Origin of the sequence: Enterobacter sp. R-25 (assembly GCF_049913205.1) — a bacterium.
Taxonomy (GTDB): Bacteria; Pseudomonadota; Gammaproteobacteria; order Enterobacterales; family Enterobacteriaceae; genus Enterobacter; species Enterobacter ludwigii.
The window spans coordinates 2466619-2486973 of sequence record NZ_CP183982.1; the positions used below are offsets into that span (position 1 = coordinate 2466619).

Below are 20355 nucleotides of genomic sequence, written 5' to 3' on the forward strand. Positions count from 1 at the left end.
TCACTGTGTATTTATACAGTCTTCGTGTCTGGAATGCTATGTTCATCTTTTAAAACGGGAAGCGTGCTTCAGAAAAGCGAGATCAACAGCGCAACGGGAAAGCTCATTGGCCAGGTTGACCCCACCAGAAAAGCACTGAGCAGTCGGATACGTTTGCGGTCTTTAGAGAGGAACCAGGTAATTAATGCACAGACAGAAGCCATGATTGCGTAAAAAACCAACATCTTTTGATACAACGTCATTCTGTTTACCAGAGCCGAAAAAATAACCGCACGCAATATGCGTCATATGTTGATACAGATCAAGTTTTTTCGTTACAGAATAACCATTTGAATATTATGGATAATGTACTGAAAAGAGAGAATGCCCGGCGCTGAATGCGACCGGGCATGGGGGCTTAGTGTTTTATCATCACGTGGCGAACAACGGTATAATCTTCAAGGCCGTACACCGACATATCTTTGCCGTAGCCGGATAACTTCATCCCGCCGTGCGGCATTTCGCTCACCAGCATAAAATGGGTATTAACCCAGGTGCAGCCGTACTGCAGACGCGCGCTCATCCGGTGGGCACGCCCTACATCGCGGGTCCAGACCGATGACGCCAGGCCGTACTGCGAATCGTTCGCCCATGCCAGCACCTGCGCTTCGTCATCAAACTCGGTGACACTTACAACCGGGCCAAACACTTCACGCTGAACGATAGCATCGTCCTGTTTTGCCCCTGCCAGAAGGGTTGGCTGGAAATAGTAGCCTGCCCCCTCCTTTTTGCTGCCGCCGGTCACCACGCGAATATGGCTCAGGGCTTTAGCCTCATCAACCGCCTTACAGACGCGTGAAAGATGGGCTTCGGAACTGAGCGGGCCCAGCTCGGTGGTTTCCTCCTCCGGCGCGCCCATCTTCAGGCTCGCCACCGCGGCACCCAGTTTTTCCACCAGCGCGGCATAAACGCCTTTCTGCGCATAAATACGGCAGGCTGCCGTACAATCCTGCCCCGCATTGTAGAAACCGAAAGTACGTACCCCTTCAACAACCGCATCAAGATCGGCGTCGTCGAAAACGATAACCGGGGCTTTGCCGCCCAGCTCCATATGGGTGCGTTTAATCGAGGACGCCGTGTGTCCAATAATATGTTCGCCGGTGGCAATAGAACCGGTGAGCGACACCATACGCACCTTTTCGTGGCCGGTCAGCGGATCGCCGACCGTTTTTCCGCGGCCAAACAGAACGTTCAGAACGCCTGCCGGGAAGATGTCTTTCGCCAGTTCCGCCAGCTTGAGGGCCGTCAGTGGGGTAATCTCCGAAGGTTTGATCACCACACAGTTACCCGCGGCCAGCGCGGGTGCCAGCTTCCATGCCGCCATCATCAGCGGATAGTTCCATGGCGCAATGGAGGCGACCACGCCCACCGGATCGCGGCGTATCATCGATGTGTGACCGTCAAGATATTCGCCGGCGGCCAGCCCGTTCAGGCAGCGGGCGGCGCCGGCAAAGAAGCGGAAAACGTCGACCACAGCCGGAATTTCATCTCCCAGCGCACAGTGCAGCGGCTTACCGCAATTGAGCGATTCGAGACGGGCAAACTCTTCGCCGTGGGCTTCAATCACGTCAGCCAGCTTCAGCAGACACTCGGCACGCGTTTTAGGCGTGGTTTGTCCCCATTCAATGAATGCGCGATCGGCGGCCTGGACCGCCGCGTCGACCTGCGCTGCTGACGCTTCAGCAATCTCCAGAAGTACCTCTCCGGTGGCAGGGTTATAGACCGGCTGTTTTTCCCCGTCCCCGGCTACCAGTTCACCATTTATCAGCAGTTGTGTTTGCATAGCATTGTCCTGTTGAAATCAATGTTATTTCCCGCTTCCAGCACTGTTTTCGCCGTCGCGGGTTAGCCACCAGGCTCCCAGAATGGGTAGGGTTGTGACCAGCATCACCAGCAGTGCGACGACGTTGGTGACCGGCACGTCGCGCGGACGCCCGAGCTGATTAAGCAACCACAGCGGTAACGTGCGCTCGTGTCCCGCGGTAAATGTTGTGACGATGATTTCGTCAAACGAGAGTGCAAACGCCAGCATCCCCCCGGCCAGCAACGCCGAACCGAGATTCGGCAGGACCACGTAACGGAAGGTTTGCCAGCCGTCGGCCCCCAGATCCATTGACGCCTCGACCAGACTCCAGGAGGTGCGTCTGAAACGGGCAATCATGTTGTTAAACACCACCACCACGCAGAACGTGGCGTGACCGACCACTATGGTGAAAAAACCCGGCTCAAGGTCAATGGTTTTAAATGCCGTCAACAGCGCCAGACCGGTGATAATCCCCGGTAACGCAATCGGCAACAGCAGCAACAGCGAGATCGCATTTTTGCCAAAAAACGCGCTTCGCCACAGCGCCGCTGCAGCAAGCGTGCCAAGCACCAGCGCGATAGCCGTCGACAGCGCAGCGATTTGAAGTGACAACGTCACTGATTCAATGATGTCGCCACGCCCCGCGGCCACGGTGAACCACTTCAAGGTCAACCCCTGCGGCGGAAAACTGAACGCGGCGTCTTCGGTATTAAAGGCGTAGGTCGCAATAATCAGCAGCGGGAAATGAAGGAAGATAACGCCTCCCCAGGCTGCCACTTTCAGGAACAACGGTGCGCGTTCAGAGTGCATCGAATGCTCCCAGACGTTTCACGAACGCCAGATAAAGCGAGATGAGGACAATTGGCACCAGGGTGAAGGCCGCGGCCATGGGCATATTGCCGATAGCGCCCTGCTGGGAATAGACCATATTGCCAATAAAGTACCCCGGCGGCCCCACCAGCTGTGGAACAATGAAATCGCCCAGCGTCAGGGAAAAAGTGAAGATTGACCCTGCGGCAATGCCCGGGATTGCCAGCGGCAAAACGACGTAACGAAAAGTCTGGCGTGGTCGCGCGCCGAGATCGGCTGAAGCCTGCAGTAACGACGCGGGCAGTCGCTCCAGCGCCGCCTGTACCGGCAGGATCATAAACGGCAGCCAGATATAGACGAACACCAGAAAACGCCCCAGCCCGGAGGTGGAAAGCGTGTTTCCCCCAATGGCCGGTAGCGTAAGGATTGCGGTCAGGATCGGCTCGAGCCCCAGGTGGCTCAGAAACCACTGCGCCACCCCGTCTTTCGCCAGCAGCAGCGTCCAGGCATAGGCTTTAACAATATAGCTGGCCCACATTGGCAGCATCACGGCGATATAGAAGAACGCCTTCCACTTGCCGTGGGTGTAACGTGCCATGTACCAGGCCATCGGAAACGCGAGGATAGCGCTGGCGATGGTCACCGCAATGGCCATCATCAGCGTACGCAGAATGATGTCATAGTTTGCCGGATTAAAAAGCGCCAGGATATTGGCAAACGTCAGTTCCGGCGTGACCGCCATGGTGAAATCGTCAAAGGTATAAAACCCTTGCCATAAAAGCGTGAGAAGCGATCCCAGATAAACGATGCCAAACCACATTAGCGGCGCGAGCAGCAGCAGGAACAGACCAAGCGATGGCTTACGCCAGAACAGTGCGGTAAGGCGGCTCATGCGGCTACGGTGGGCGGGAGGCGCCGCGAGATGCGTGTTCATGTCACCTCTCCTCTTGCAGGCGAACCATGGCATCACGTGACCACGACGCCATCACCGCCTGTCCCGGCGTCACGCCGCTCAGCGTTGCGGCATCGCTAAAATTGGCCTGGCTGACCAGCAGTTTTGCACCGTCAGCGAGTTTTAGCTCAAGACGCGTTGCCGCCCCCTGATACTGTACTGCCTGCACCACGCCCTCAACCTGAACCTCACCGCTCTCATTGAGGCGAATATGTTCCGGCCGTAAAGAATAGATGCCTTCCATCCCGCACACGTTGTGTGCCATACCGGCGTCAAACACGTTTGAGGTCCCGACAAAGCTCGCCACGAAGGGCGTTCCTGGACGCATATAGAGATCGCGCGGGGTGTCGACTTGCTCAATGCGGCCATTATTGAAAACCGCGACCCGGTCAGACATCGACAGGGCTTCCCCCTGATCGTGAGTGACGAAAATAAAGGTGATGCCGAGCTCCTGCTGCAGCTTTTTCAGCTCGAACTGCATCTGCTCACGCAGTTTAAGATCGAGCGCGCCGAGCGGTTCATCCAGCAGTAATACCCGGGGTTCATTGACCAGCGCCCGCGCGATGGCGACACGTTGACGTTGCCCGCCGGAAAGCTGCGAAGGCTTACGCGTGACAGCAAAGCTTAGCCCCACTTTTTCCAGCGCTTGACGCGCCTGCGCATGGCGCGTTTTCTTGTCGATACCTTTGACCATGAGCCCGTACGCGACGTTATTGAGGATCGACATATGCGGGAACAACGCATAATCCTGGAACACGGTATTCACATCGCGTTCCCATGGGGGAAGTGCGCTCGCCTCTTTACCGAAGATTTTGATTGCGCCGCCTGACAGCTGCTCAAAACCGGCGATCAGACGCAGGCAGGTAGTTTTGCCGGAGCCCGAAGGCCCCAGCATGGAGAAAAACTCTCCGTCATGAATAGCAATGGTGACCCCATCCACCGCCCGCACGTCACCGTACAGACGGGAAACGTCATTAAACTCTACTGCGTACGTCATGTTCTGCTCCTGCGATTAACGGCCGCCCATGATGGCGATGTAATCCTGTGTCCAGCGGCTGTAAGGAACGAATTTGCCGCCTTCTGCAATCGGGGTTTTCCAGAACATGATTTTGTCGAAATAGTTGTAGCCGTTCGTTTCGCAGCCTTTATCGCCGAGCAATGTGCTGGCTTTACACCCTTCCGGCACCACGGGCAGCGAGCCAAACCAGGCCGCCAGATCGCCCTGCACCTTAGGCGTCAGCGACCAGTTCATCCATTTGTAGGCGCACATCGGGTGCTTGGCCTGCGCGTGTAGCATGGTGGTGTCCGCCCAGCCGGTTACCCCTTCTTTCGGGAAAACAGTGGCGACAGGCTGGTTCTCCGCTTTCAGGGCATTGGCCTGATAGGGCCAGGCGCTGGAGGCCACTACGCCTTCATTTTTAAAGTCGCTCATCTGAACGGTGGTGTCATGCCAGTAGCGGTGGATCAGCGCATGCTGGTCACGCAATACCTTCAGGACGGCGGCATACTGTTTTTCTGTTAGCTGGTACGGGTCGGTGATACCCAGTTGCGGCTGCGTGGCTTTGACAAACAGCGCCGCATCGGCGATGTAAATCGGGCCATCATAGGCCTGCACGCGGCCCTGATTAGTTTTACCGTCAGGTAAATTCTGTTTCGTAAAGACGACGCTCCAGCTGTCCGGCGGCGTCGGGAACGTTTTGCTGTTGTACATCAGCAGGTTTGGCCCCCACTGATACGGCGTGCCGTAGACGTTGCCGCCGACGTTAAACCATTCACCTTTGACGATCCGCGGGTCGAGGGTTTTCCAGTTTGGGATAAGGTCGGGATTAATCGGCTGAACGCGTTTCCCCATGATCAGACGCAGTGAGGCATCGCCCGAGGCAGTGACCAGATCGTATCCTCCTTTCGCCATCAGGCTAACCATTTCATCCGAGGTGGCCGCGGTTTTAACGTTCACCGCGCAGCCGGTCTCTTTTTCGAACTGCGTGACCCAGTCATAATTTTTATCGGTTTGTCCCCGTTCGATGTACCCGGGCCAGGCAATAATATCCAGTCGTCCTTCCCCGTCGCCGATTGCCTTCGGTGGCTCTGCGGCGTGCGCTGTCATGAGGGTCATGCCGAGCGCGCACAGGCTGCTGCGGGCAAATTTTTTGCTCATAAGAATTACTCCTGTCGCAATGAAATTTAGCGGCAGCCGTGCCGTAAAAATATCTCCCTTATTAAACGTAGACCGCGCAAATGCGCCGCACCGTGCGGCTTAAAGAAATTTCATCAAGGTGTGACCGAGGGCGCATTCCCCGTTAACTGGATTATAGACAAGGAGTTAGCGTTGAGAGGCGGTATGCAGATTTCCTATGATGCGGTACTGCGGAATATTCGCCCTACCGCCATCAGGATAAGGAATGATTATTTTAGAAAGGTGCGGAGATTATTATTCGAGCATGCTGCTAATTAATTTCCCTAACTGAATCACAGCCTGTTCTTCCCGCTCCCCCCACGCCCAGGAGGTATTAAACCGGAAGAACGGTGTCCAGGCGTCAGAGGTCGAAAACATCTTACCGGGGGCAATACTGATGTGGTGCATTAGCGCTTTCTCGCTCAGCAGCCCGGCATCCAGCTGCGCCGGGAGTTCCAGCCACAAAAAATAGCCGCTGTCGTTGTGATGAATTTTGACGCCTGCCGGCATATGGCGCAAAAGCGACTGCCACGCCTGCTGTTTGCGTTCGGCCAGCGTGCGGCGCAGGCGGCGAAGATGGGCGTCATAGCGTTTTGTCGCCAGGTAATCCACCAGCGCCAGCTGCATGGGTGAACTGGTCGATAAGGTGCTCATCAGCTGTAGCTGCTGAATGCGTCGCGCATGTTTACCTGCCGCCACCCAGCCGATGCGAAACCCCGCCACCAGACATTTCGAGAAGGACGAGCAGTGCAGCGTCATATCGTCACGATCCCAGGCTTTCGCTGGCAGGGGTTTCTCCCGGCCAAAATAGAGTTCGCTGTAGACATCATCTTCGATCAGGGTGACGTTGTGCCTGGCGAGAAGCGAGACCAGGTGCGCTTTTTTCTCTGCGCTGAGCGTGAAGCCGAGGGGATTTTGACTGTTGGTCATGAGCCAGCAGGCTTTGACAGGATACTCATTGAGCGCCTGCTCAAGCGCATTCAGATCGATCCCTTCGCGGACGTCCGTCGCCACCGACAGCGCTTTGAGTTTCAGGCGTTCAAGCGCCTGCAGTGCACCATAGAAACAGGGGTTTTCGACAATCACCCAGTCACCAGGCTCGGTAACGGCCTGCAGGCTAAGATTCAGGGCTTCGAGTGCGCCTGCGGTAATGACAATCTCATCCGGCGAGATATTCATTCCCTGCTGCGCATAGCGACGGGCAATGGCGTGGCGAAGGTCAACGTTACCCGGAGGCAGGTTTTCAATTACGCTCATTGCTGTGGCGGTTTTACTGACATTAGCCAGCGAACGGTTAAGTTGCTGCAGCGGGAAAAGCCGGGGGTCGGGGAAGGCAGAAGCGAAAGGAACCACCGACGGGTCGCGGCTGGCCTGTAATACGTCGAAGATATAGGTGTTGATATCCACCACTTCGTCCCGCATCACCTGGGCAGGCGGCGCAGGTTGTTGGGCGGTCGGGCGCGAGGCAACGTAATAGCCCGATTGCGGCCTGGCGACGATACGCCCCTGGCTTTCCAGCATCTGATACGCGTGGCCCACGGTCATAAAACTCATGCCGCTGCTCGCGACCTGCTCTCGCAGAGAAGGCAGCTTATCGCCCGGCAACCATACGCCAAGCTCGATCTGCGAGATAATTTGTTGCGCCAGACGCTGGTATTTTTTCATCAGATTCTCCTTAAGACCGACAGTGTATATCAGCAGGAGAAAAAGAGAAGATTTTGCTAACTGTTATAGTTAGCCAGATGCATTACTTACGCAGTTCGGTGACGTTACGCTGAGCGTGGCGGGCAGCGGCCAGATGATCGAGGGTAATCATCGACGATTTGCAAAAAATGCATTTTGCACCGAACGGGTTTTTCTCAGACACATCAAAAGCTGAGGTACGGTACTGCGAACCATGGCAGCATGGGCAGCGGAAATGGATATAAGAAGTCATAGGATTCTCCTGTAAACGTAAAAACGTTAATTGCTTAATGGGCCCTTCAGGCGATAGTGGTTTGAAACAAAAACTAATCGGAGTGTAGAAAAAGACCCAAGAGAGGCTGCGGAGAGGCACAACGTGATGAGAACTGCTTTATAAAACTACGTCAGATGTTTATTTGGACTCAAACCCAGAGGGCCATTAACGCATGTTGTTGATAACAAGGCAAGCTGTTTAATGCATAAATTTCATAAAAATAATTTTTTTATTCTTTCACGCAAGCTATATCAGATGTGCAAAGCGTGATGTTTTCATGAACTGTTATAGGTAAATTTCGCTTTTCTGCGTCTGATACTCGTTATTTCGCCCCTATACCATAACAGCACACCGTTTGACATTGAGGTTGTGCATGTTTGGTTTAGATGCTTTTCACCTTGCACGGATACAGTTTGCCTTTACCGTATCCTTCCACATTATTTTCCCGGCAATCACCATCGGTCTGGCGAGTTATCTCGCTGTGCTAGAAGGCCTGTGGCTGAAAACCAAAAACCCGGTCTGGCGTTCGCTGTACCATTTCTGGTCGAAGATTTTTGCCGTTAACTTCGGTATGGGCGTGGTCTCCGGGCTGGTCATGGCCTACCAGTTTGGGACCAACTGGAGTGGGTTTTCACAATTTGCCGGCAGTATTACCGGCCCGCTCCTGACCTACGAAGTGCTTACTGCCTTCTTCCTCGAGGCAGGATTCCTCGGCGTTATGCTGTTCGGCTGGAATAAAGTCGGGCCGGGTCTGCATTTCTTTGCAACCTGTATGGTGGCACTGGGGACCATTATCTCAACCTTCTGGATCCTCTCATCAAACAGCTGGATGCAGACGCCACAGGGCTTTGAAATCGTCAACGGACAGGTGGTGCCGGTAGACTGGTTTGCCGTGGTGTTTAACCCCTCCTTCCCGTATCGCCTGCTGCATATGTCGATAGCGGCCTTCCTGAGTAGCGCCCTGTTTGTCGGCGCATCCGCAGCCTGGCATTTGCTGCGCGGAAACAACACCCCCGCCATCCGCGCGATGTTTTCCATGGCGCTGTGGATGACCCTGATTGTGGCTCCCCTTCAGGCGATGGTGGGTGATATGCACGGGTTGAACACCCTGAAGCACCAGCCCGCTAAAATAGCAGCCATTGAAGGCCACTGGGAGAACCCACCGGGTGAACCCACCCCGCTGCTGCTGTTTGGCTGGCCGGATATGGAACAGGAGCGCACCCGCTTTGGGGTGGAGATCCCGGCGCTTGGCAGCCTTATTCTGACGCACAGCCTCGACAAACAGGTTCCGGCACTGAAAGAATTTCCAAAGGAAGACCGGCCAAATTCCACCATCGTCTTCTGGTCATTCCGCATTATGGCGGGCTTAGGCATGCTGATGCTGCTGCTTGGGGTAACGGCGCTCTGGTTACGTTATAAAAAGCGCGTGTACGCTTCGCGTCCCTTCCTGTGGTTTGCCCTCCTGATGGGTCCCACTGGGCTGATTGCCATCCTGGCCGGATGGGTCACTACCGAAGTGGGCCGCCAGCCTTGGGTCGTCTACGGGCTTCAGCGAACGAAGGATGCGGTTTCTGCGCATGGTGACTTGCATATGAGCGTGAGTCTGCTGGCCTTCTTCGTCGTCTACACCTCCGTATTTGGCGTGGGTTACAGCTATATGGTCCGCCTGATTAAAAAAGGACCTCAGCCTCATGAATCGTTTGCCACCGAGTCCGATGGACGTCCCGCACGCCCGCTTTCTGCCGTTACTACTGAACATAAGGAGCAACCATAATGGGTATCGATCTTTCCATTATCTGGTTTGTTATCATCGTCTTTGCCACGCTGATGTATATCGTGATGGATGGTTTTGACCTGGGGATAGGTATCCTGTTCCCGGCTACCCCTGATGCCGACGATCGCGATGTGATGGTGAACAGCGTTGCGCCGGTCTGGGACGGCAATGAAACCTGGCTGGTGCTCGGCGGTGCAGCGCTGTTTGGCGCTTTTCCGCTGGCCTATGCGGTCATTATTGATGCCCTCACTATTCCGCTGACGTTAATGCTGATCGGACTTATTTTCCGGGGCGTGGCATTTGAGTTTCGTTTTAAAGCCACGCCGGCACACCGCCCTTTCTGGGACAAAGCGTTTATCGGCGGTTCGATCCTGGCGACCTTTACCCAGGGCATGACGGTGGGCGCAGTGATCAACGGCTTTAGCGTCACCGGGCGCACATACAGTGGCGGACCGTTCGACTGGCTGACCGTTTTTAACCTGTTCTGCGGCGCAGGTCTGGTGGTGGCCTACGCGCTGTTAGGCTCGACATGGCTGGTGATGAAAAGCGAAAACGCGCTGCAACAGCGAATGCGACGGGTATCCAGAACGCTCCTGATCCTGCTTTTGGTATTCATTGCAGCAATCAGCCTCTGGACCCCACTGGCGCAGCCGGCCATCGCCGCGCGCTGGTTTACCCTGCCGAATCTCTTCTTCCTGCTGCCCGTGCCGGCGCTGGTGGTGATCCTGAGCCTGTGTCAGTGGCGTTGCCTGAATAACCCAGAGAGCCATCATTTGCCGTTTATCCTGACGTTAGGGCTGATTTTTCTCGGCTTTAGCGGACTTGGGATCAGCATCTGGCCGCACATTATTCCCCCGTCAATCACGCTCTGGCAGGCGGCGGCTCCGACACAAAGCCAGGGCTTTATGCTGGTGGGCGCGTTGTTGATCATTCCCGTGATTCTGGTCTACACCTTCTGGAGTTACTACGTGTTTCGCGGAAAAGTACAGCATGGAGAGGGTTATCACTGATGCAACAACCTTTCTGGAAAAGAGTCATGTGGCTGGCCATTATCTGGGGCGGCAGCGTACTGGCACTGGCGGCGGTCAGTATGCTCTTTCGCATGTTAATGACGGCCGCAGGGTTTAAATCGCACTGATCGTATTGCGGGCAACGACAACGTTGCCCGGTACCCGCCCGCACTTTCAGATAAACCCCATTAACGCACGGCAGAGTATCGTTACACTGAAAAAAAGATTCACAGTATCTATCGTCTGAGAAGAAAAATGAAAAAGCTCATTGCGTTAAGTGTTATCAGTCTTGTCCTCACCGGGTGCGTTAATCCTGGTAAAGCCTCCGTTCAGCCGGACCAACTTAAGAGCCACCGTTTTGTGCTGGAGAATGTGGACGGGAAAGCCGTTAAGGCCACGACAACGCAACCAGAGATCAGCTTCAAAGCCCTGTCTGATATCAGTCTGGTTAATAACATTAGCGTTTCCGGCGTGATGTGTAACACGTTTAACGGACAGGGGAAATTGTCCGAAGGTGAGCTCAAGGTCAAAACGCTCGCCATGACGCGCAAGCTCTGTACCGAACCACAGTTGAACGAACTGGATCAGGCCATTGGCGACATGCTGCGCAAAGGGGCGCAGGTCGACCTGACTGAAGACCAGTTAACGCTGGCGACAGCCGATAAAACGCTAATGTTTAAGCGTGCGGAGTAATCAGTAGTTTCCGCAGGATCCTACGGCAAGCGACTGTTCACTGCAGCGTTTGCCGTTTGGCAATGCGCACATCCCGATAGCTGAGCCGTCAAGCTGGCGGGCAACAGACAGCGAGCCGCCAATCATCGCGCAGTTGGCTTGTCCGGAGCTGGACATCGCCGCTTTCATTCCCGGCGTTACGTGTGCCGCCGTTGCCTGCTGAACAGGTTCACTGCTGCATGCCGATAATAATAACGCGGCACACCCGACCCAAAATGCTGAACGCATGCTCTCTCCCCCATTAATAATGCGAAACCTATGCATAATAGGCATCACATGCCGTGTCGTCGAGAGCGAAAGTGCGTATTTATGCGCTCCTGAAACAATTTCTCGCAATTTTTTCGCCAAAAGATTGATCTACTCATTGATGTCGAGAATACCGAGGACACAAAAGCGAAAATCGTAAAATCCGACCTTTGCTAAACTAAGGGAATAATATTCAAAGCCCGTTGTGTTTTTTTCGGGCTCCTTTTTTTGCGCAATGTAAGGGTGTTGTCCTATGCAAACTATTGACGGTAATGGTGCAGTCGCGTCCGTCGCGTTTCGCACCAGTGAAGTTATCGCCATCTACCCAATTACGCCAAGTTCTACGATGGCCGAACAGGCCGATGCCTGGGCGGGCAACGGACTGAAAAACGTCTGGGGCGACGTCCCAAGAGTCGTGGAAATGCAGTCTGAGGCTGGCGCTATCGCGACCGTCCACGGGGCGCTGCAGACCGGTGCTTTGTCGACGTCATTCACGTCGTCGCAGGGATTATTGTTGATGATCCCGACGCTCTATAAACTGGCAGGACAACTCACCCCGTTTGTGCTTCACGTTGCCGCACGAACCGTTGCGACACACGCCCTCTCCATCTTTGGCGATCACTCAGACGTAATGGCCGTCCGCCAGACCGGTTGCGCCATGCTGTGCGCCAGCAGCGTTCAGGAAGCACAGGACTTCGCGTTAATTTCGCACATGGCGACGCTGAAGAGTCGCGTGCCCTTTATTCATTTCTTTGATGGTTTTCGTACCTCTCACGAAATCAATAAAATCGTTCCGCTGGCTGACGACACCCTCCTCAATCTTCTGCCGCAGGCGGAGATCGACGCGCATCGCGCCCGTGCGCTGAACCCGGAACACCCGGTGATCCGCGGAACATCGGCCAACCCGGATACCTATTTCCAGTCCCGGGAAGCAACGAACCCGTGGTACAACGCCGTTTATGATCACGTTGAGCAGGCGATGGATGATTTTGCCGCGGCCACCGGACGGCAATACAAACCGTTTGAATACTACGGTCATCCGCAGGCGGAACGGGTCATTGTGCTCATGGGGTCAGCCATTGGCACCTGTGAAGAGGTGGTGGATGAACTGCTGACCCGTGGTGAAAAAATCGGCGTGCTCAAAGTGCGGCTCTACCGACCGTTTTCCGCGCGACATTTGCTCTCCGCCCTGCCGGAAAGCGCGCGCACCGTGGCGGTGCTCGATCGCACTAAAGAGCCTGGCGCCCACGCAGAACCTCTGTATCTGGACGTCATGTCCGCGCTGGCTGAAGCGTTTAATTGCGGTGAGCGCGAAACACTGCCCCGCGTGATCGGGGGTCGCTATGGGTTGTCCTCCAAAGAGTTTGGCCCGGACTGTGTGCTGGCGGTGTTTAATGAGCTGAGCGAGGCTAAACCAAAACCGCGCTTTACCGTCGGTATTTATGATGACGTGACCAACCTCTCTCTGCCCCTGCCGGAAAACACGCTGCCTTCCACCGCAAAACTTGAGGCGCTGTTTTATGGGCTGGGCAGCGACGGTAGCGTCTCCGCGACCAAGAACAACATTAAGATTATCGGGAACTCCACGTCGTGGTATGCCCAGGGGTATTTTGTCTACGACTCCAAAAAAGCAGGCGGGCTGACCGTTTCCCACCTGCGTGTCAGCGAGCACCCTATCCGCTCGGCGTACCTTATCTCGCAGGCTGATTTTGTGGGCTGTCACCAGCTGCAGTTCATCGATAAGTACCAGATGGCAGAGCGCCTGAAACCGGGCGGTATTTTCCTGCTCAATACGCCATACAGCGTGGATGAAGTCTGGTCGCGGCTGCCGCAGGAAGTGCAGGCGGTGCTGAACCAGAAAAAAGCCCGCTTCTACGTCATTAACGCTGCAAAAATTGCCCGCGAGTGTGGCCTTGCCGCGCGAATCAACACCGTGATGCAAATGGCCTTCTTCCACCTGACGCAGATCCTGCCGGGAGACAGCGCGCTGATGGAACTGCAGGGAGCGATTGACAAAAGCTACAGCAGTAAAGGTCAGGAGCTGGTCGAGCGTAACTGGCAGGCGCTGGCGCTGGCGCGCGAGTCTTTATTTGAAGTACCGCTGCAAGCGGTTGATCCGTCCAGCCCGAACCGTCCACCGGTGGTTTCTGACGCGGCACCGGATTTCGTGAAAACCGTGACGGCAGCCATGCTGGCCGGGCTGGGTGATGCCCTTCCCGTCTCCGCACTGCCACCCGATGGCACCTGGCCGATGGGCACCACGCGCTGGGAAAAACGCAACATCGCCGAAGAAATCCCCATCTGGAAAGAGGAGCTGTGTACCCAGTGCAACCACTGCGTAGCAGCCTGCCCGCACTCGGCCATTCGTGCCAAAGTGGTCTCCCCGGAAGCGATGGAAGACGCCCCGGCCAGCCTGCATTCACTTGATGTGAAATCCCGTGATATGCGCGGACAGAAGTATGTTCTGCAGGTCGCTCCGGAAGATTGCACCGGATGTAATCTGTGCGTTGAGGTCTGTCCGGCGAAAGATCGTCAGGATCCGGACATCAAAGCCATCAATATGATGTCGCGCCTCGAGCATGTCGAAGAAGAGAAGGTAAATTATGACTTCTTCCTGAACCTGCCGGAGATCGACCGCAGCACGCTGGAGCGTATTGATATTCGTACCTCGCAGCTCATTACTCCGCTGTTCGAGTATTCAGGCGCCTGCTCTGGCTGCGGTGAAACACCGTATATCAAGCTGCTCACGCAACTGTACGGCGACAGAATGTTGATCGCTAACGCCACGGGCTGTTCATCAATCTATGGCGGTAATCTGCCTTCCACGCCGTACACCACCGATGCCCATGGCCGCGGTCCGGCATGGGCGAACTCGTTGTTTGAGGATAACGCCGAGTTTGGTCTGGGCTTCCGTCTGACCGTTGACCAGCACCGCGCACGCGTGATGCGGTTACTGGAACAGTTTGCTGTCCACATCCCGGCGGAGCTGAATGAGGCGTTGCACGCTGATGCAACGCCAGAACGTCGTCGTGAGCAGGTTGCGGAACTGCGCAACGCTCTGCAGGACGTGGAAGGTGCCGGGCAGCTGTTGACCGACGCTGACGCGCTGGTGGAAAAATCAATCTGGCTGATCGGCGGTGACGGCTGGGCGTATGACATCGGCTTTGGCGGGCTGGATCACGTGTTAAGCCTTACCGAAAACGTCAACATTCTGGTTCTGGATACGCAGTGCTATTCCAACACCGGTGGCCAGGCGTCAAAAGCTACCCCGCTTGGCGCAGTCACTAAGTTTGGTGAACACGGCAAGCGCAAGGCGCGTAAAGATCTCGGCGTCAGCATGATGATGTACGGCCACGTGTATGTCGCGCAAATCTCGCTGGGCGCGCAGCTGAACCAGACGGTGAAAGCCATTCAGGAAGCGGAAGCCTACCCGGGTCCGTCGCTGATCATTGCCTACAGCCCGTGTGAAGAGCATGGCTACGACCTGGCACTCAGCCACGATCAGATGCGCCAGCTGACCGCAACCGGCTTCTGGCCGCTCTACCGGTTCGACCCACGCCGCGCCGATGAAGGTAAATTGCCTCTGGCGCTGGATTCACGCCCGCCTTCCGATGCGTTGGCCGAAACGTTAATGCAGGAACAGCGCTTCCGTCGCCTCAACGCGCAACAACCAGAGGTGGCCGAGCAGTTGTGGAAAGATGCCGCCGCCGATCTGCAAAAACGGTATGATTTCCTGGCGCAAATGGCCGGAAAAGCGGAAAAACCCACCCGCGACTGACTCTCCCTCTGCCCGGCTTGTCCGGGCATTTTTTTGCCATAAAAAAAGCCCGATGTATTCACACCGGGCGAGTCCAGATAATTAATGAATATCACGTTAATTCACTAAATGACATTCACATAAATTATGGATGAAAAATCTTAAAGGCATATAACGCCGCTGAGGTTATCTGATTTAATGGGCAATTAATAATTTTTATTTAATATGATTAGCTTTAAATCATTCATAAAACCAATGACTATTTCCGCCGCATAATCCGGTTAAGAATTAACTTAACTCGTAACAATTATATTTTATTATTCTTGGTCAGGAGTGATTTAGCATGAGACAGCTTTCTCGTGCGGAAAGTTCAATACGTAATTAAATAAAAACAACTGCAAAGGAATTCCAAAATGCAAAGAAAAGTACTGGCCCTGATGATTCCAGCGCTGTTAATGGCTGGCGCTGCGCATGCTGCAGAAATTTATAATAAAGACGGCAACAAATTAGATCTGTACGGAAAAGTAGATGGTCTGCATTACTTCTCCGACGATGCCTCTAAAGATGGCGATCAAACTTACATGCGTCTGGGCTTCAAGGGTGAAACCCAGATCAACAACATGATGACCGGTTACGCCCAGTGGGAATACAACATCCAGGCCAATAACACTGAAGGGTCTAATAACCAGTCATGGACGCGTCTGGCCTTCGCCGGTGTTAAAGTCGGTGACTATGGCTCCTTCGATTACGGTCGTAACTATGGCGTTCTGTACGACGTGGAAGGCTGGACCGATATGTTGCCTGAATTCGGTGGTGACTCTTACACCAATGCAGACAACTTTATGACTGGCCGTGCCAACGGGGTCGCAACCTACCGTAACACTGACTTCTATGGTCTGGTACAGGGTCTGAACTTTGCCCTGCAGTATCAGGGTAAAAACGAAGATGCCAGCAACAACCAGGAAGGCACCAACAATGGTCGCGACACGCGCCATGAGAACGGTGACGGCTTCGGTATCTCCACCACCTATGACTTTGGCATGGGTATCAGCGCGGGTGCTGCCTATACCTCTTCTGACCGTACCAACGAGCAGGTGATGAATACCACTGCCGGTGGCGATAAAGCGGATGCCTGGACTGCAGGCCTGAAATATGACGCCAACAATATTTATCTGGCGGCAATGTATTCTGAAACCCGCAATATGACCCCTTATGGCGATAATACGGATGCCGTGGCCAATAAAACACAAAACATTGAAGTGACCGCGCAATATCAGTTCGACTTCGGCCTGCGCCCGGCAATTTCTTATCTGCAGTCTAAAGGTAAAGACCTGGCCAACGGTCAGGGCGATCAGGATCTGGTTAAATATGCTGACGTAGGCGCAACCTACTACTTTAACAAAAACATGTCCACCTACGTTGATTATAAAATCAACCTGTTGGATGAAGATGACAGTTTCTACAAAAATAACGGCATTAGCACGGATGATGTCGTTGCATTAGGTCTGGTTTACCAGTTCTGATCCCAGGAGCCCGCATCGTGATGCGGGCTCGTTATTTTCGTTGCGACGCCTGACGCCAGCCCTCCTCTTCTCTCCCATCATATTTCCCTCTCTTCGCGCCTCTCGGCTCAGTGAATGTGTGAATCATCTCAAAAGGAAAATTTATGACGGTGTCGTTAAGGGTAAGTTTAAACAAACCCATGTAGACTAGCCTTATAGACTTTGCTTCATTAAGGATAACTGCATTGTTTGGTCGTGTATCAGTTGCCGTACTTACCCTTCTGGCGATTATATGGATGGCGTTAATTTTTGATTTTGGTGGTGTCGTTGGGCATCTCGGCGCACTGTTGAATCATCTGGATGGCAGCTAAGGTTTCCCCCAAACAATACGCCACCAGCAGGGCCGGTGGCGGGAAACGTATCAACGGACTATTTTTTGACCGGCTGAGGCTTTTTATCACCTGACTCAGGCGCCTCACGCGGATCGTCTTTCTCAACATACAGCATATTTCTCTCCTGTTTCGGATACCCACTCCCCACTATAGGCCGCATTGTTAAAATCTGGCCAGGCGGCAGTTACGCTTCTTTTTGACGAAAAGAGAGGTAGCCGAAAACCCCGCTGTCGCCATCCGCGGGATGATTAACGCCGTCCATCACCGCCACTTCGGCAAAATCAAAGGGGGTCACATTTTCAAAACAGGCCACATTCACGCCGTATTCGTTGGGATTTGAACGCCGCTGATGGAAGGTATAAATCCCGCAGACCGAGCAGAAGAAATGGCGGGCTGTTCCTGTGTTAAAACGATATTCCGTGAGCTTATCCGCCCCTTTCGTTACGGTAATGCCCGACAGCGGTGCCGAGACCACCACGGCGCCCCGCATCCGGCAAAAAGAGCAGCTGCAGCGCCGGGCGGTATTTAATCCGTCTGAGAGTTCAACGGTAAACGCCACCGCGCCACAATGGCACTGTGCATGACGAATATCAGCCATCGGTTACACCCCCTTTCTCACGAGCTCGGCAGCCTTAACGAAAACCTCATCTTCAACGCCATCGCCTTTCTGTCTGCCGAGTCTGACCAGTTCACTCACAATACTGTCGCGATGGATGGGTTGCTGTGCTGAAACAAGACCGATAACGGCGGCACCAATTGCCAGTCCCACTAATCCCGTTTGTTCATCTTTGTTCTTCATGTTTGTGCTCCCTTGTACAACACAAAAAGCGTAGCAGGATTGTGGTAAAACGTGGCGTTGTCACGGATGCTATTTATTCTGTGATACAGGGCGTAACCCCTCCGCTAACAGGCGATGAGGTCGAGGTGTACGTGTCAGAATCGCGGCGCGAGGCCGTATTTGGGCGCATTAATGTTCGCGGCCCAGACCTTGATGTCGTTTTGAAGAAGTAAGGTAAAATCCGATTTCAGATGGTTAACCATGCCGTTAACGCTCTGCGCATCTTTCACCGAAAAATGCTCTATCCGGTTCTGCCCGACCTGAACACAATAATACGTGGCCGGAAGCACTTTGCCATTCACGCTAAGTTCTTGGCGGGTCCCGTCACAGCGCCCTTCGGTGATATAGGAGACCAGCAAATTTGCTGATTTCCGCTCAGGCTGAGAGATGCTCAACATGACCGGGAAACCGTCTGAAGTCTGGGTCATATCGTAAAGAACAGCATTTTTTATATACCAGGTATTATATTCCCGTTCCTGAAAAGCTGACCTCGAAGGCGCAGAAACGACCACCAGCATTGCCAGTGTAATAGTTTGAATTTTCATGAGATGTTGTCATCCGTGTCGTTGCACACATTATTCAGATCGTGCAAAAAACAGCAACACCTTAAGAATATTCCTACTACTATTGGCAGTCGTTTTTAGTTATCTACCGTGGTCATCGCGTTATTGCATTCCGTTTGTACACGCTCAGTACGTTAAAACAGGAAAGAGTTGGTACACCGCCACCATCGCTGAAATACTGACGATGACACTGACAATGAAGTAGGTTTTGAAGGGCTGCTTTTGCGTTTTATGGCGAAACAGTTGCTGACCTATAATCGCCCCGGGCCATCCGCCGATAAGGCCAAATACCAGCAGTGTGGCTTCCGGCACTCTGCGCATGGCCCTTCGCGCCGCCATTTTGTCGGCGCCATACATCGCTAACGTCAGTACGTTGATAAGCAGGAGCCACAGGATGAACGGATGCGAGGTGAATAGACTTCCGATTGCGGCGATCAACAGAAGCAAATAACAAAAGCGATTGAGGGTCATAGCACAAGCCACTGGAATGTTCAGAGTATGTCGAAGCCGCATTATACGCGATATCACAAAGCAAGGTTGCTGCCGTCCACAATTCAAAATCCTGTAAAACGTGCTGGCATTCGGCGCAACAATCCGTACCATACACGGCACACTTTCGTATGCTGGTGGTTAACCGCAGGCGCTGACCCGTCTTTTATTGCCAGTCAGATGGGGCACTAAAATGCGCAGAGGGTGTTTGAAATCTAAGCTTCATAGAGTGAAGAGATGAACAGCAAAGAGAGGGCAATGCTGACAGAAGCTGCCCCTCTAAACCGTTTGCCCCACTGGTGCCCCATTTGAAATTTGAGTACAGATTAAATGCAACAAAATCAAGATATTAATAAGAAAGAGCAATACAACCTGAATAAACTGCAAAAGCGTCTGCGCCGTAACGTCGGTGAAGCCATTGCAGACTTCAATATGATTGAAGAAGGCGACCGCATTATGGTCTGCCTGTCAGGTGGTAAAGACAGTTACACCATGCTGGAGATCCTGCGTAATCTTCAGCAAAGCGCGCCGGTGAAGTTTTCCCTGGTGGCGGTTAACCTCGATCAAAAGCAGCCTGGTTTCCCGGAACACATTCTGCCGGAATACCTCGAAAAACTGGGCGTTGAGTACAAAATCGTAGAAGAAAATACCTACGGGATTGTGAAAGAGAAGATCCCGGAAGGCAAAACCACCTGCTCGCTCTGCTCTCGTCTTCGCCGCGGCATCCTGTACCGTACCGCGACAGAACTGGGTGCAACCAAAATCGCACTCGGCCATCACCGCGACGATATTCTGCAGACGCTGTTCCTGAACATGTTCTACGGCGGCAAGATGAAAGGCATGCCGCCAAAACTGATGAGCGATGACGGCAAACACATTGTGATCCGCCCGCTTGCCTACTGCCGCGAGAAAGATATCGAACGGTTCTCTCAGGCCAAAGGGTTCCCGATCATTCCATGTAACCTGTGCGGCTCTCAGCCGAACCTGCAGCGTCAGGTGATTGGTGACATGCTGCGTGACTGGGACAAACGCTACCCGGGCCGTATCGAAACCATGTTCAGCGCGATGCAGAACGTAGTGCCTTCTCACCTCGCGGACGTTGAGCTTTTCGATTTCAAAGGCATCAACCATGAGTCGGAAGTGGTGAATGGCGGCGATCTGGCGTTTGACCGGGAAGAGATCCCCGTAAAACCTGCTGGCTGGCAGCCAGAAGAAGATGACAATCAGTTTGAAGAACTGCGCCTGAATGTCGTGGAAGTAAAATAGTGAAATAGTGAAATAGTGAAATAGTGAAATAATGCAAACGCGTCTCAG

Annotated in this window: 21 protein-coding genes and 1 pseudogene; 8 read left to right on the top strand and 14 right to left on the bottom strand. The window is 53.8% G+C overall.

Going from position 1 to position 20355, the window contains the following annotated elements:
* Positions 1-68: 68 nt before the first annotated feature.
* From ACN9MQ_RS11740 to ACN9MQ_RS11775, 8 genes are all read right to left on the bottom strand, one after another.
* On the bottom strand, positions 69-242 hold the full coding sequence (locus ACN9MQ_RS11740; RefSeq protein ID WP_032670341.1) for a GhoT/OrtT family toxin: 174 nt from the start codon (positions 240-242) through the stop codon (positions 69-71).
* A 155-nt stretch (positions 243-397) separates the two neighbouring features.
* Positions 398-1822: an aminobutyraldehyde dehydrogenase gene (gene patD / locus ACN9MQ_RS11745; RefSeq protein ID WP_050736870.1), complete on the bottom strand. Its 1425-nt coding sequence runs from the start codon at positions 1820-1822 to the stop codon at positions 398-400.
* 24 nt (positions 1823-1846) lie between these two features.
* Entirely contained in the window at positions 1847-2653 is an 807-nt protein-coding gene (locus ACN9MQ_RS11750; RefSeq protein WP_073396930.1) for an ABC transporter permease, read from the bottom strand.
* Entirely contained in the window at positions 2643-3545 is a 903-nt protein-coding gene (locus ACN9MQ_RS11755) for an ABC transporter permease (protein ID WP_279262259.1), read from the bottom strand. The genes ACN9MQ_RS11750 and ACN9MQ_RS11755 overlap by 11 nt, the downstream gene beginning before the upstream one ends.
* Before the next feature lie 43 nt (positions 3546-3588).
* Positions 3589-4602: an ABC transporter ATP-binding protein gene (locus tag ACN9MQ_RS11760; RefSeq protein ID WP_063214367.1), complete on the bottom strand. Its 1014-nt coding sequence runs from the start codon at positions 4600-4602 to the stop codon at positions 3589-3591.
* A 15-nt stretch (positions 4603-4617) separates the two neighbouring features.
* Complete coding sequence (ydcS, locus tag ACN9MQ_RS11765; RefSeq protein ID WP_020884016.1) at positions 4618-5763, bottom strand: putative ABC transporter substrate-binding protein YdcS; 1146 nt, start codon at positions 5761-5763, stop codon at positions 4618-4620.
* Between the two features lie 273 nt (positions 5764-6036).
* Complete coding sequence (locus ACN9MQ_RS11770) at positions 6037-7446, bottom strand: PLP-dependent aminotransferase family protein (RefSeq protein WP_044866726.1); 1410 nt, start codon at positions 7444-7446, stop codon at positions 6037-6039.
* An 82-nt stretch (positions 7447-7528) separates the two neighbouring features.
* Positions 7529-7717 carry a hypothetical protein gene (locus tag ACN9MQ_RS11775; protein WP_020884014.1) on the bottom strand — a complete coding sequence of 63 codons (189 nt, stop codon included), beginning with the start codon at positions 7715-7717 and terminating at the stop codon, positions 7529-7531.
* 394 nt (positions 7718-8111) lie between these two features.
* On the opposite strand from ACN9MQ_RS11775, the gene ACN9MQ_RS11780 reads away from it, so the two are divergent.
* The 4 genes from ACN9MQ_RS11780 to hslJ all read left to right on the top strand — a co-directional run bounded on the left by ACN9MQ_RS11780 (position 8112) and on the right by hslJ (position 11215).
* Positions 8112-9512: a cytochrome ubiquinol oxidase subunit I gene (locus tag ACN9MQ_RS11780; RefSeq protein ID WP_151712334.1), complete on the top strand. Its 1401-nt coding sequence runs from the start codon at positions 8112-8114 to the stop codon at positions 9510-9512.
* A complete protein-coding gene (gene cydB / locus ACN9MQ_RS11785; protein ID WP_138614059.1) occupies positions 9512-10522 on the top strand; it encodes a cytochrome d ubiquinol oxidase subunit II in 1011 nt (336 codons plus the stop codon). The genes ACN9MQ_RS11780 and cydB overlap by 1 nt, the downstream gene beginning before the upstream one ends.
* Positions 10522-10650 carry a DUF2474 domain-containing protein gene (locus tag ACN9MQ_RS11790; protein ID WP_014170274.1) on the top strand — a complete coding sequence of 43 codons (129 nt, stop codon included), beginning with the start codon at positions 10522-10524 and terminating at the stop codon, positions 10648-10650. The genes cydB and ACN9MQ_RS11790 overlap by 1 nt, the downstream gene beginning before the upstream one ends.
* A gap of 127 nt (positions 10651-10777) precedes the next feature.
* Complete coding sequence (gene hslJ, locus ACN9MQ_RS11795) at positions 10778-11215, top strand: heat shock protein HslJ (protein ID WP_014170275.1); 438 nt, start codon at positions 10778-10780, stop codon at positions 11213-11215.
* Here the strand turns inward: hslJ and ACN9MQ_RS11800 are convergent, their stop codons facing one another.
* Positions 11216-11482 (bottom strand): putative hemolysin, encoded by a 267-nt coding sequence (locus ACN9MQ_RS11800; RefSeq protein ID WP_014170276.1) that lies wholly within the window; start codon positions 11480-11482, stop codon positions 11216-11218.
* A 271-nt stretch (positions 11483-11753) separates the two neighbouring features.
* Between ACN9MQ_RS11800 and nifJ the strand changes: the two genes are divergently transcribed.
* Together nifJ and ompC are read left to right on the top strand one after the other, a co-directional pair.
* Positions 11754-15278 (top strand): pyruvate:ferredoxin (flavodoxin) oxidoreductase, encoded by a 3525-nt coding sequence (gene nifJ, locus ACN9MQ_RS11805; protein WP_426021041.1) that lies wholly within the window; start codon positions 11754-11756, stop codon positions 15276-15278.
* A 392-nt stretch (positions 15279-15670) separates the two neighbouring features.
* Positions 15671-16780, top strand: coding sequence for a porin OmpC (gene ompC, locus ACN9MQ_RS11810; protein ID WP_020884010.1), 1110 nt, complete (start codon positions 15671-15673; stop codon positions 16778-16780).
* 408 nt (positions 16781-17188) lie between these two features.
* On the opposite strand, the gene ACN9MQ_RS11815 is transcribed toward ompC, so the two are convergent.
* From ACN9MQ_RS11815 to ACN9MQ_RS11835, 5 genes are all read right to left on the bottom strand, one after another.
* The gene (locus ACN9MQ_RS11815; protein WP_223263916.1) at positions 17189-17266 is read right to left on the bottom strand and encodes a hypothetical protein; all 78 of its coding nucleotides are present in this window, start codon (positions 17264-17266) and stop codon (positions 17189-17191) included.
* A 69-nt stretch (positions 17267-17335) separates the two neighbouring features.
* Complete coding sequence (locus tag ACN9MQ_RS11820; protein ID WP_020884007.1) at positions 17336-17749, bottom strand: GFA family protein; 414 nt, start codon at positions 17747-17749, stop codon at positions 17336-17338.
* A gap of 3 nt (positions 17750-17752) precedes the next feature.
* The gene (locus ACN9MQ_RS11825; RefSeq protein WP_014170281.1) at positions 17753-17950 is read right to left on the bottom strand and encodes a hypothetical protein; all 198 of its coding nucleotides are present in this window, start codon (positions 17948-17950) and stop codon (positions 17753-17755) included.
* Positions 17951-18084: 134 nt separating this feature from the next.
* Positions 18085-18534: a hypothetical protein gene (locus ACN9MQ_RS11830; protein ID WP_025204100.1), complete on the bottom strand. Its 450-nt coding sequence runs from the start codon at positions 18532-18534 to the stop codon at positions 18085-18087.
* Between the two features lie 144 nt (positions 18535-18678).
* Positions 18679-19023: a DUF1294 domain-containing protein gene (locus tag ACN9MQ_RS11835; protein ID WP_020884005.1), complete on the bottom strand. Its 345-nt coding sequence runs from the start codon at positions 19021-19023 to the stop codon at positions 18679-18681.
* Between the two features lie 90 nt (positions 19024-19113).
* On the opposite strand from ACN9MQ_RS11835, the pseudogene ACN9MQ_RS11840 reads away from it, so the two are divergent.
* Together ACN9MQ_RS11840 and ttcA are read left to right on the top strand one after the other, a co-directional pair.
* Positions 19114-19230: pseudogene (locus tag ACN9MQ_RS11840) on the top strand (site-specific integrase); the annotation flags it as partial.
* A gap of 141 nt (positions 19231-19371) precedes the next feature.
* Entirely contained in the window at positions 19372-20307 is a 936-nt protein-coding gene (gene ttcA, locus ACN9MQ_RS11845) for a tRNA 2-thiocytidine(32) synthetase TtcA (RefSeq protein ID WP_032678259.1), read from the top strand.
* The last annotated feature ends 48 nt before the right edge of the window (positions 20308-20355 follow it).

Excerpts from the sequence above, each read along its gene's own strand:
- ACN9MQ_RS11740 (WP_032670341.1), bottom strand. The coding sequence starts at position 242 with ATGACGTTGTATCAAAAGATGTTGGTTTTTTACGCAATCATGGCTTCT.
- patD (WP_050736870.1), bottom strand. The coding sequence starts at position 1,822 with ATGCAAACACAACTGCTGATAAATGGTGAACTGGTAGCCGGGGACGGG.
- ACN9MQ_RS11750 (WP_073396930.1), bottom strand. The coding sequence starts at position 2,653 with ATGCACTCTGAACGCGCACCGTTGTTCCTGAAAGTGGCAGCCTGGGGA.
- ACN9MQ_RS11755 (WP_279262259.1), bottom strand. The coding sequence starts at position 3,545 with ATGAGCCGCCTTACCGCACTGTTCTGGCGTAAGCCATCGCTTGGTCTG.
- ACN9MQ_RS11760 (WP_063214367.1), bottom strand. The coding sequence starts at position 4,602 with ATGACGTACGCAGTAGAGTTTAATGACGTTTCCCGTCTGTACGGTGAC.
- ydcS (WP_020884016.1), bottom strand. The coding sequence starts at position 5,763 with ATGAGCAAAAAATTTGCCCGCAGCAGCCTGTGCGCGCTCGGCATGACC.
- ACN9MQ_RS11770 (WP_044866726.1), bottom strand. The coding sequence starts at position 7,446 with ATGAAAAAATACCAGCGTCTGGCGCAACAAATTATCTCGCAGATCGAG.
- ACN9MQ_RS11775 (WP_020884014.1), bottom strand. The coding sequence starts at position 7,717 with ATGACTTCTTATATCCATTTCCGCTGCCCATGCTGCCATGGTTCGCAG.
- ACN9MQ_RS11780 (WP_151712334.1), top strand. The coding sequence starts at position 8,112 with ATGTTTGGTTTAGATGCTTTTCACCTTGCACGGATACAGTTTGCCTTT.
- cydB (WP_138614059.1), top strand. The coding sequence starts at position 9,512 with ATGGGTATCGATCTTTCCATTATCTGGTTTGTTATCATCGTCTTTGCC.
- ACN9MQ_RS11790 (WP_014170274.1), top strand. The coding sequence starts at position 10,522 with ATGCAACAACCTTTCTGGAAAAGAGTCATGTGGCTGGCCATTATCTGG.
- hslJ (WP_014170275.1), top strand. The coding sequence starts at position 10,778 with ATGAAAAAGCTCATTGCGTTAAGTGTTATCAGTCTTGTCCTCACCGGG.
- ACN9MQ_RS11800 (WP_014170276.1), bottom strand. The coding sequence starts at position 11,482 with ATGCGTTCAGCATTTTGGGTCGGGTGTGCCGCGTTATTATTATCGGCA.
- nifJ (WP_426021041.1), top strand. The coding sequence starts at position 11,754 with ATGCAAACTATTGACGGTAATGGTGCAGTCGCGTCCGTCGCGTTTCGC.
- ompC (WP_020884010.1), top strand. The coding sequence starts at position 15,671 with ATGCAAAGAAAAGTACTGGCCCTGATGATTCCAGCGCTGTTAATGGCT.
- ACN9MQ_RS11815 (WP_223263916.1), bottom strand. The coding sequence starts at position 17,266 with ATGCTGTATGTTGAGAAAGACGATCCGCGTGAGGCGCCTGAGTCAGGT.
- ACN9MQ_RS11820 (WP_020884007.1), bottom strand. The coding sequence starts at position 17,749 with ATGGCTGATATTCGTCATGCACAGTGCCATTGTGGCGCGGTGGCGTTT.
- ACN9MQ_RS11825 (WP_014170281.1), bottom strand. The coding sequence starts at position 17,950 with ATGAAGAACAAAGATGAACAAACGGGATTAGTGGGACTGGCAATTGGT.
- ACN9MQ_RS11830 (WP_025204100.1), bottom strand. The coding sequence starts at position 18,534 with ATGAAAATTCAAACTATTACACTGGCAATGCTGGTGGTCGTTTCTGCG.
- ACN9MQ_RS11835 (WP_020884005.1), bottom strand. The coding sequence starts at position 19,023 with ATGACCCTCAATCGCTTTTGTTATTTGCTTCTGTTGATCGCCGCAATC.
- ttcA (WP_032678259.1), top strand. The coding sequence starts at position 19,372 with ATGCAACAAAATCAAGATATTAATAAGAAAGAGCAATACAACCTGAAT.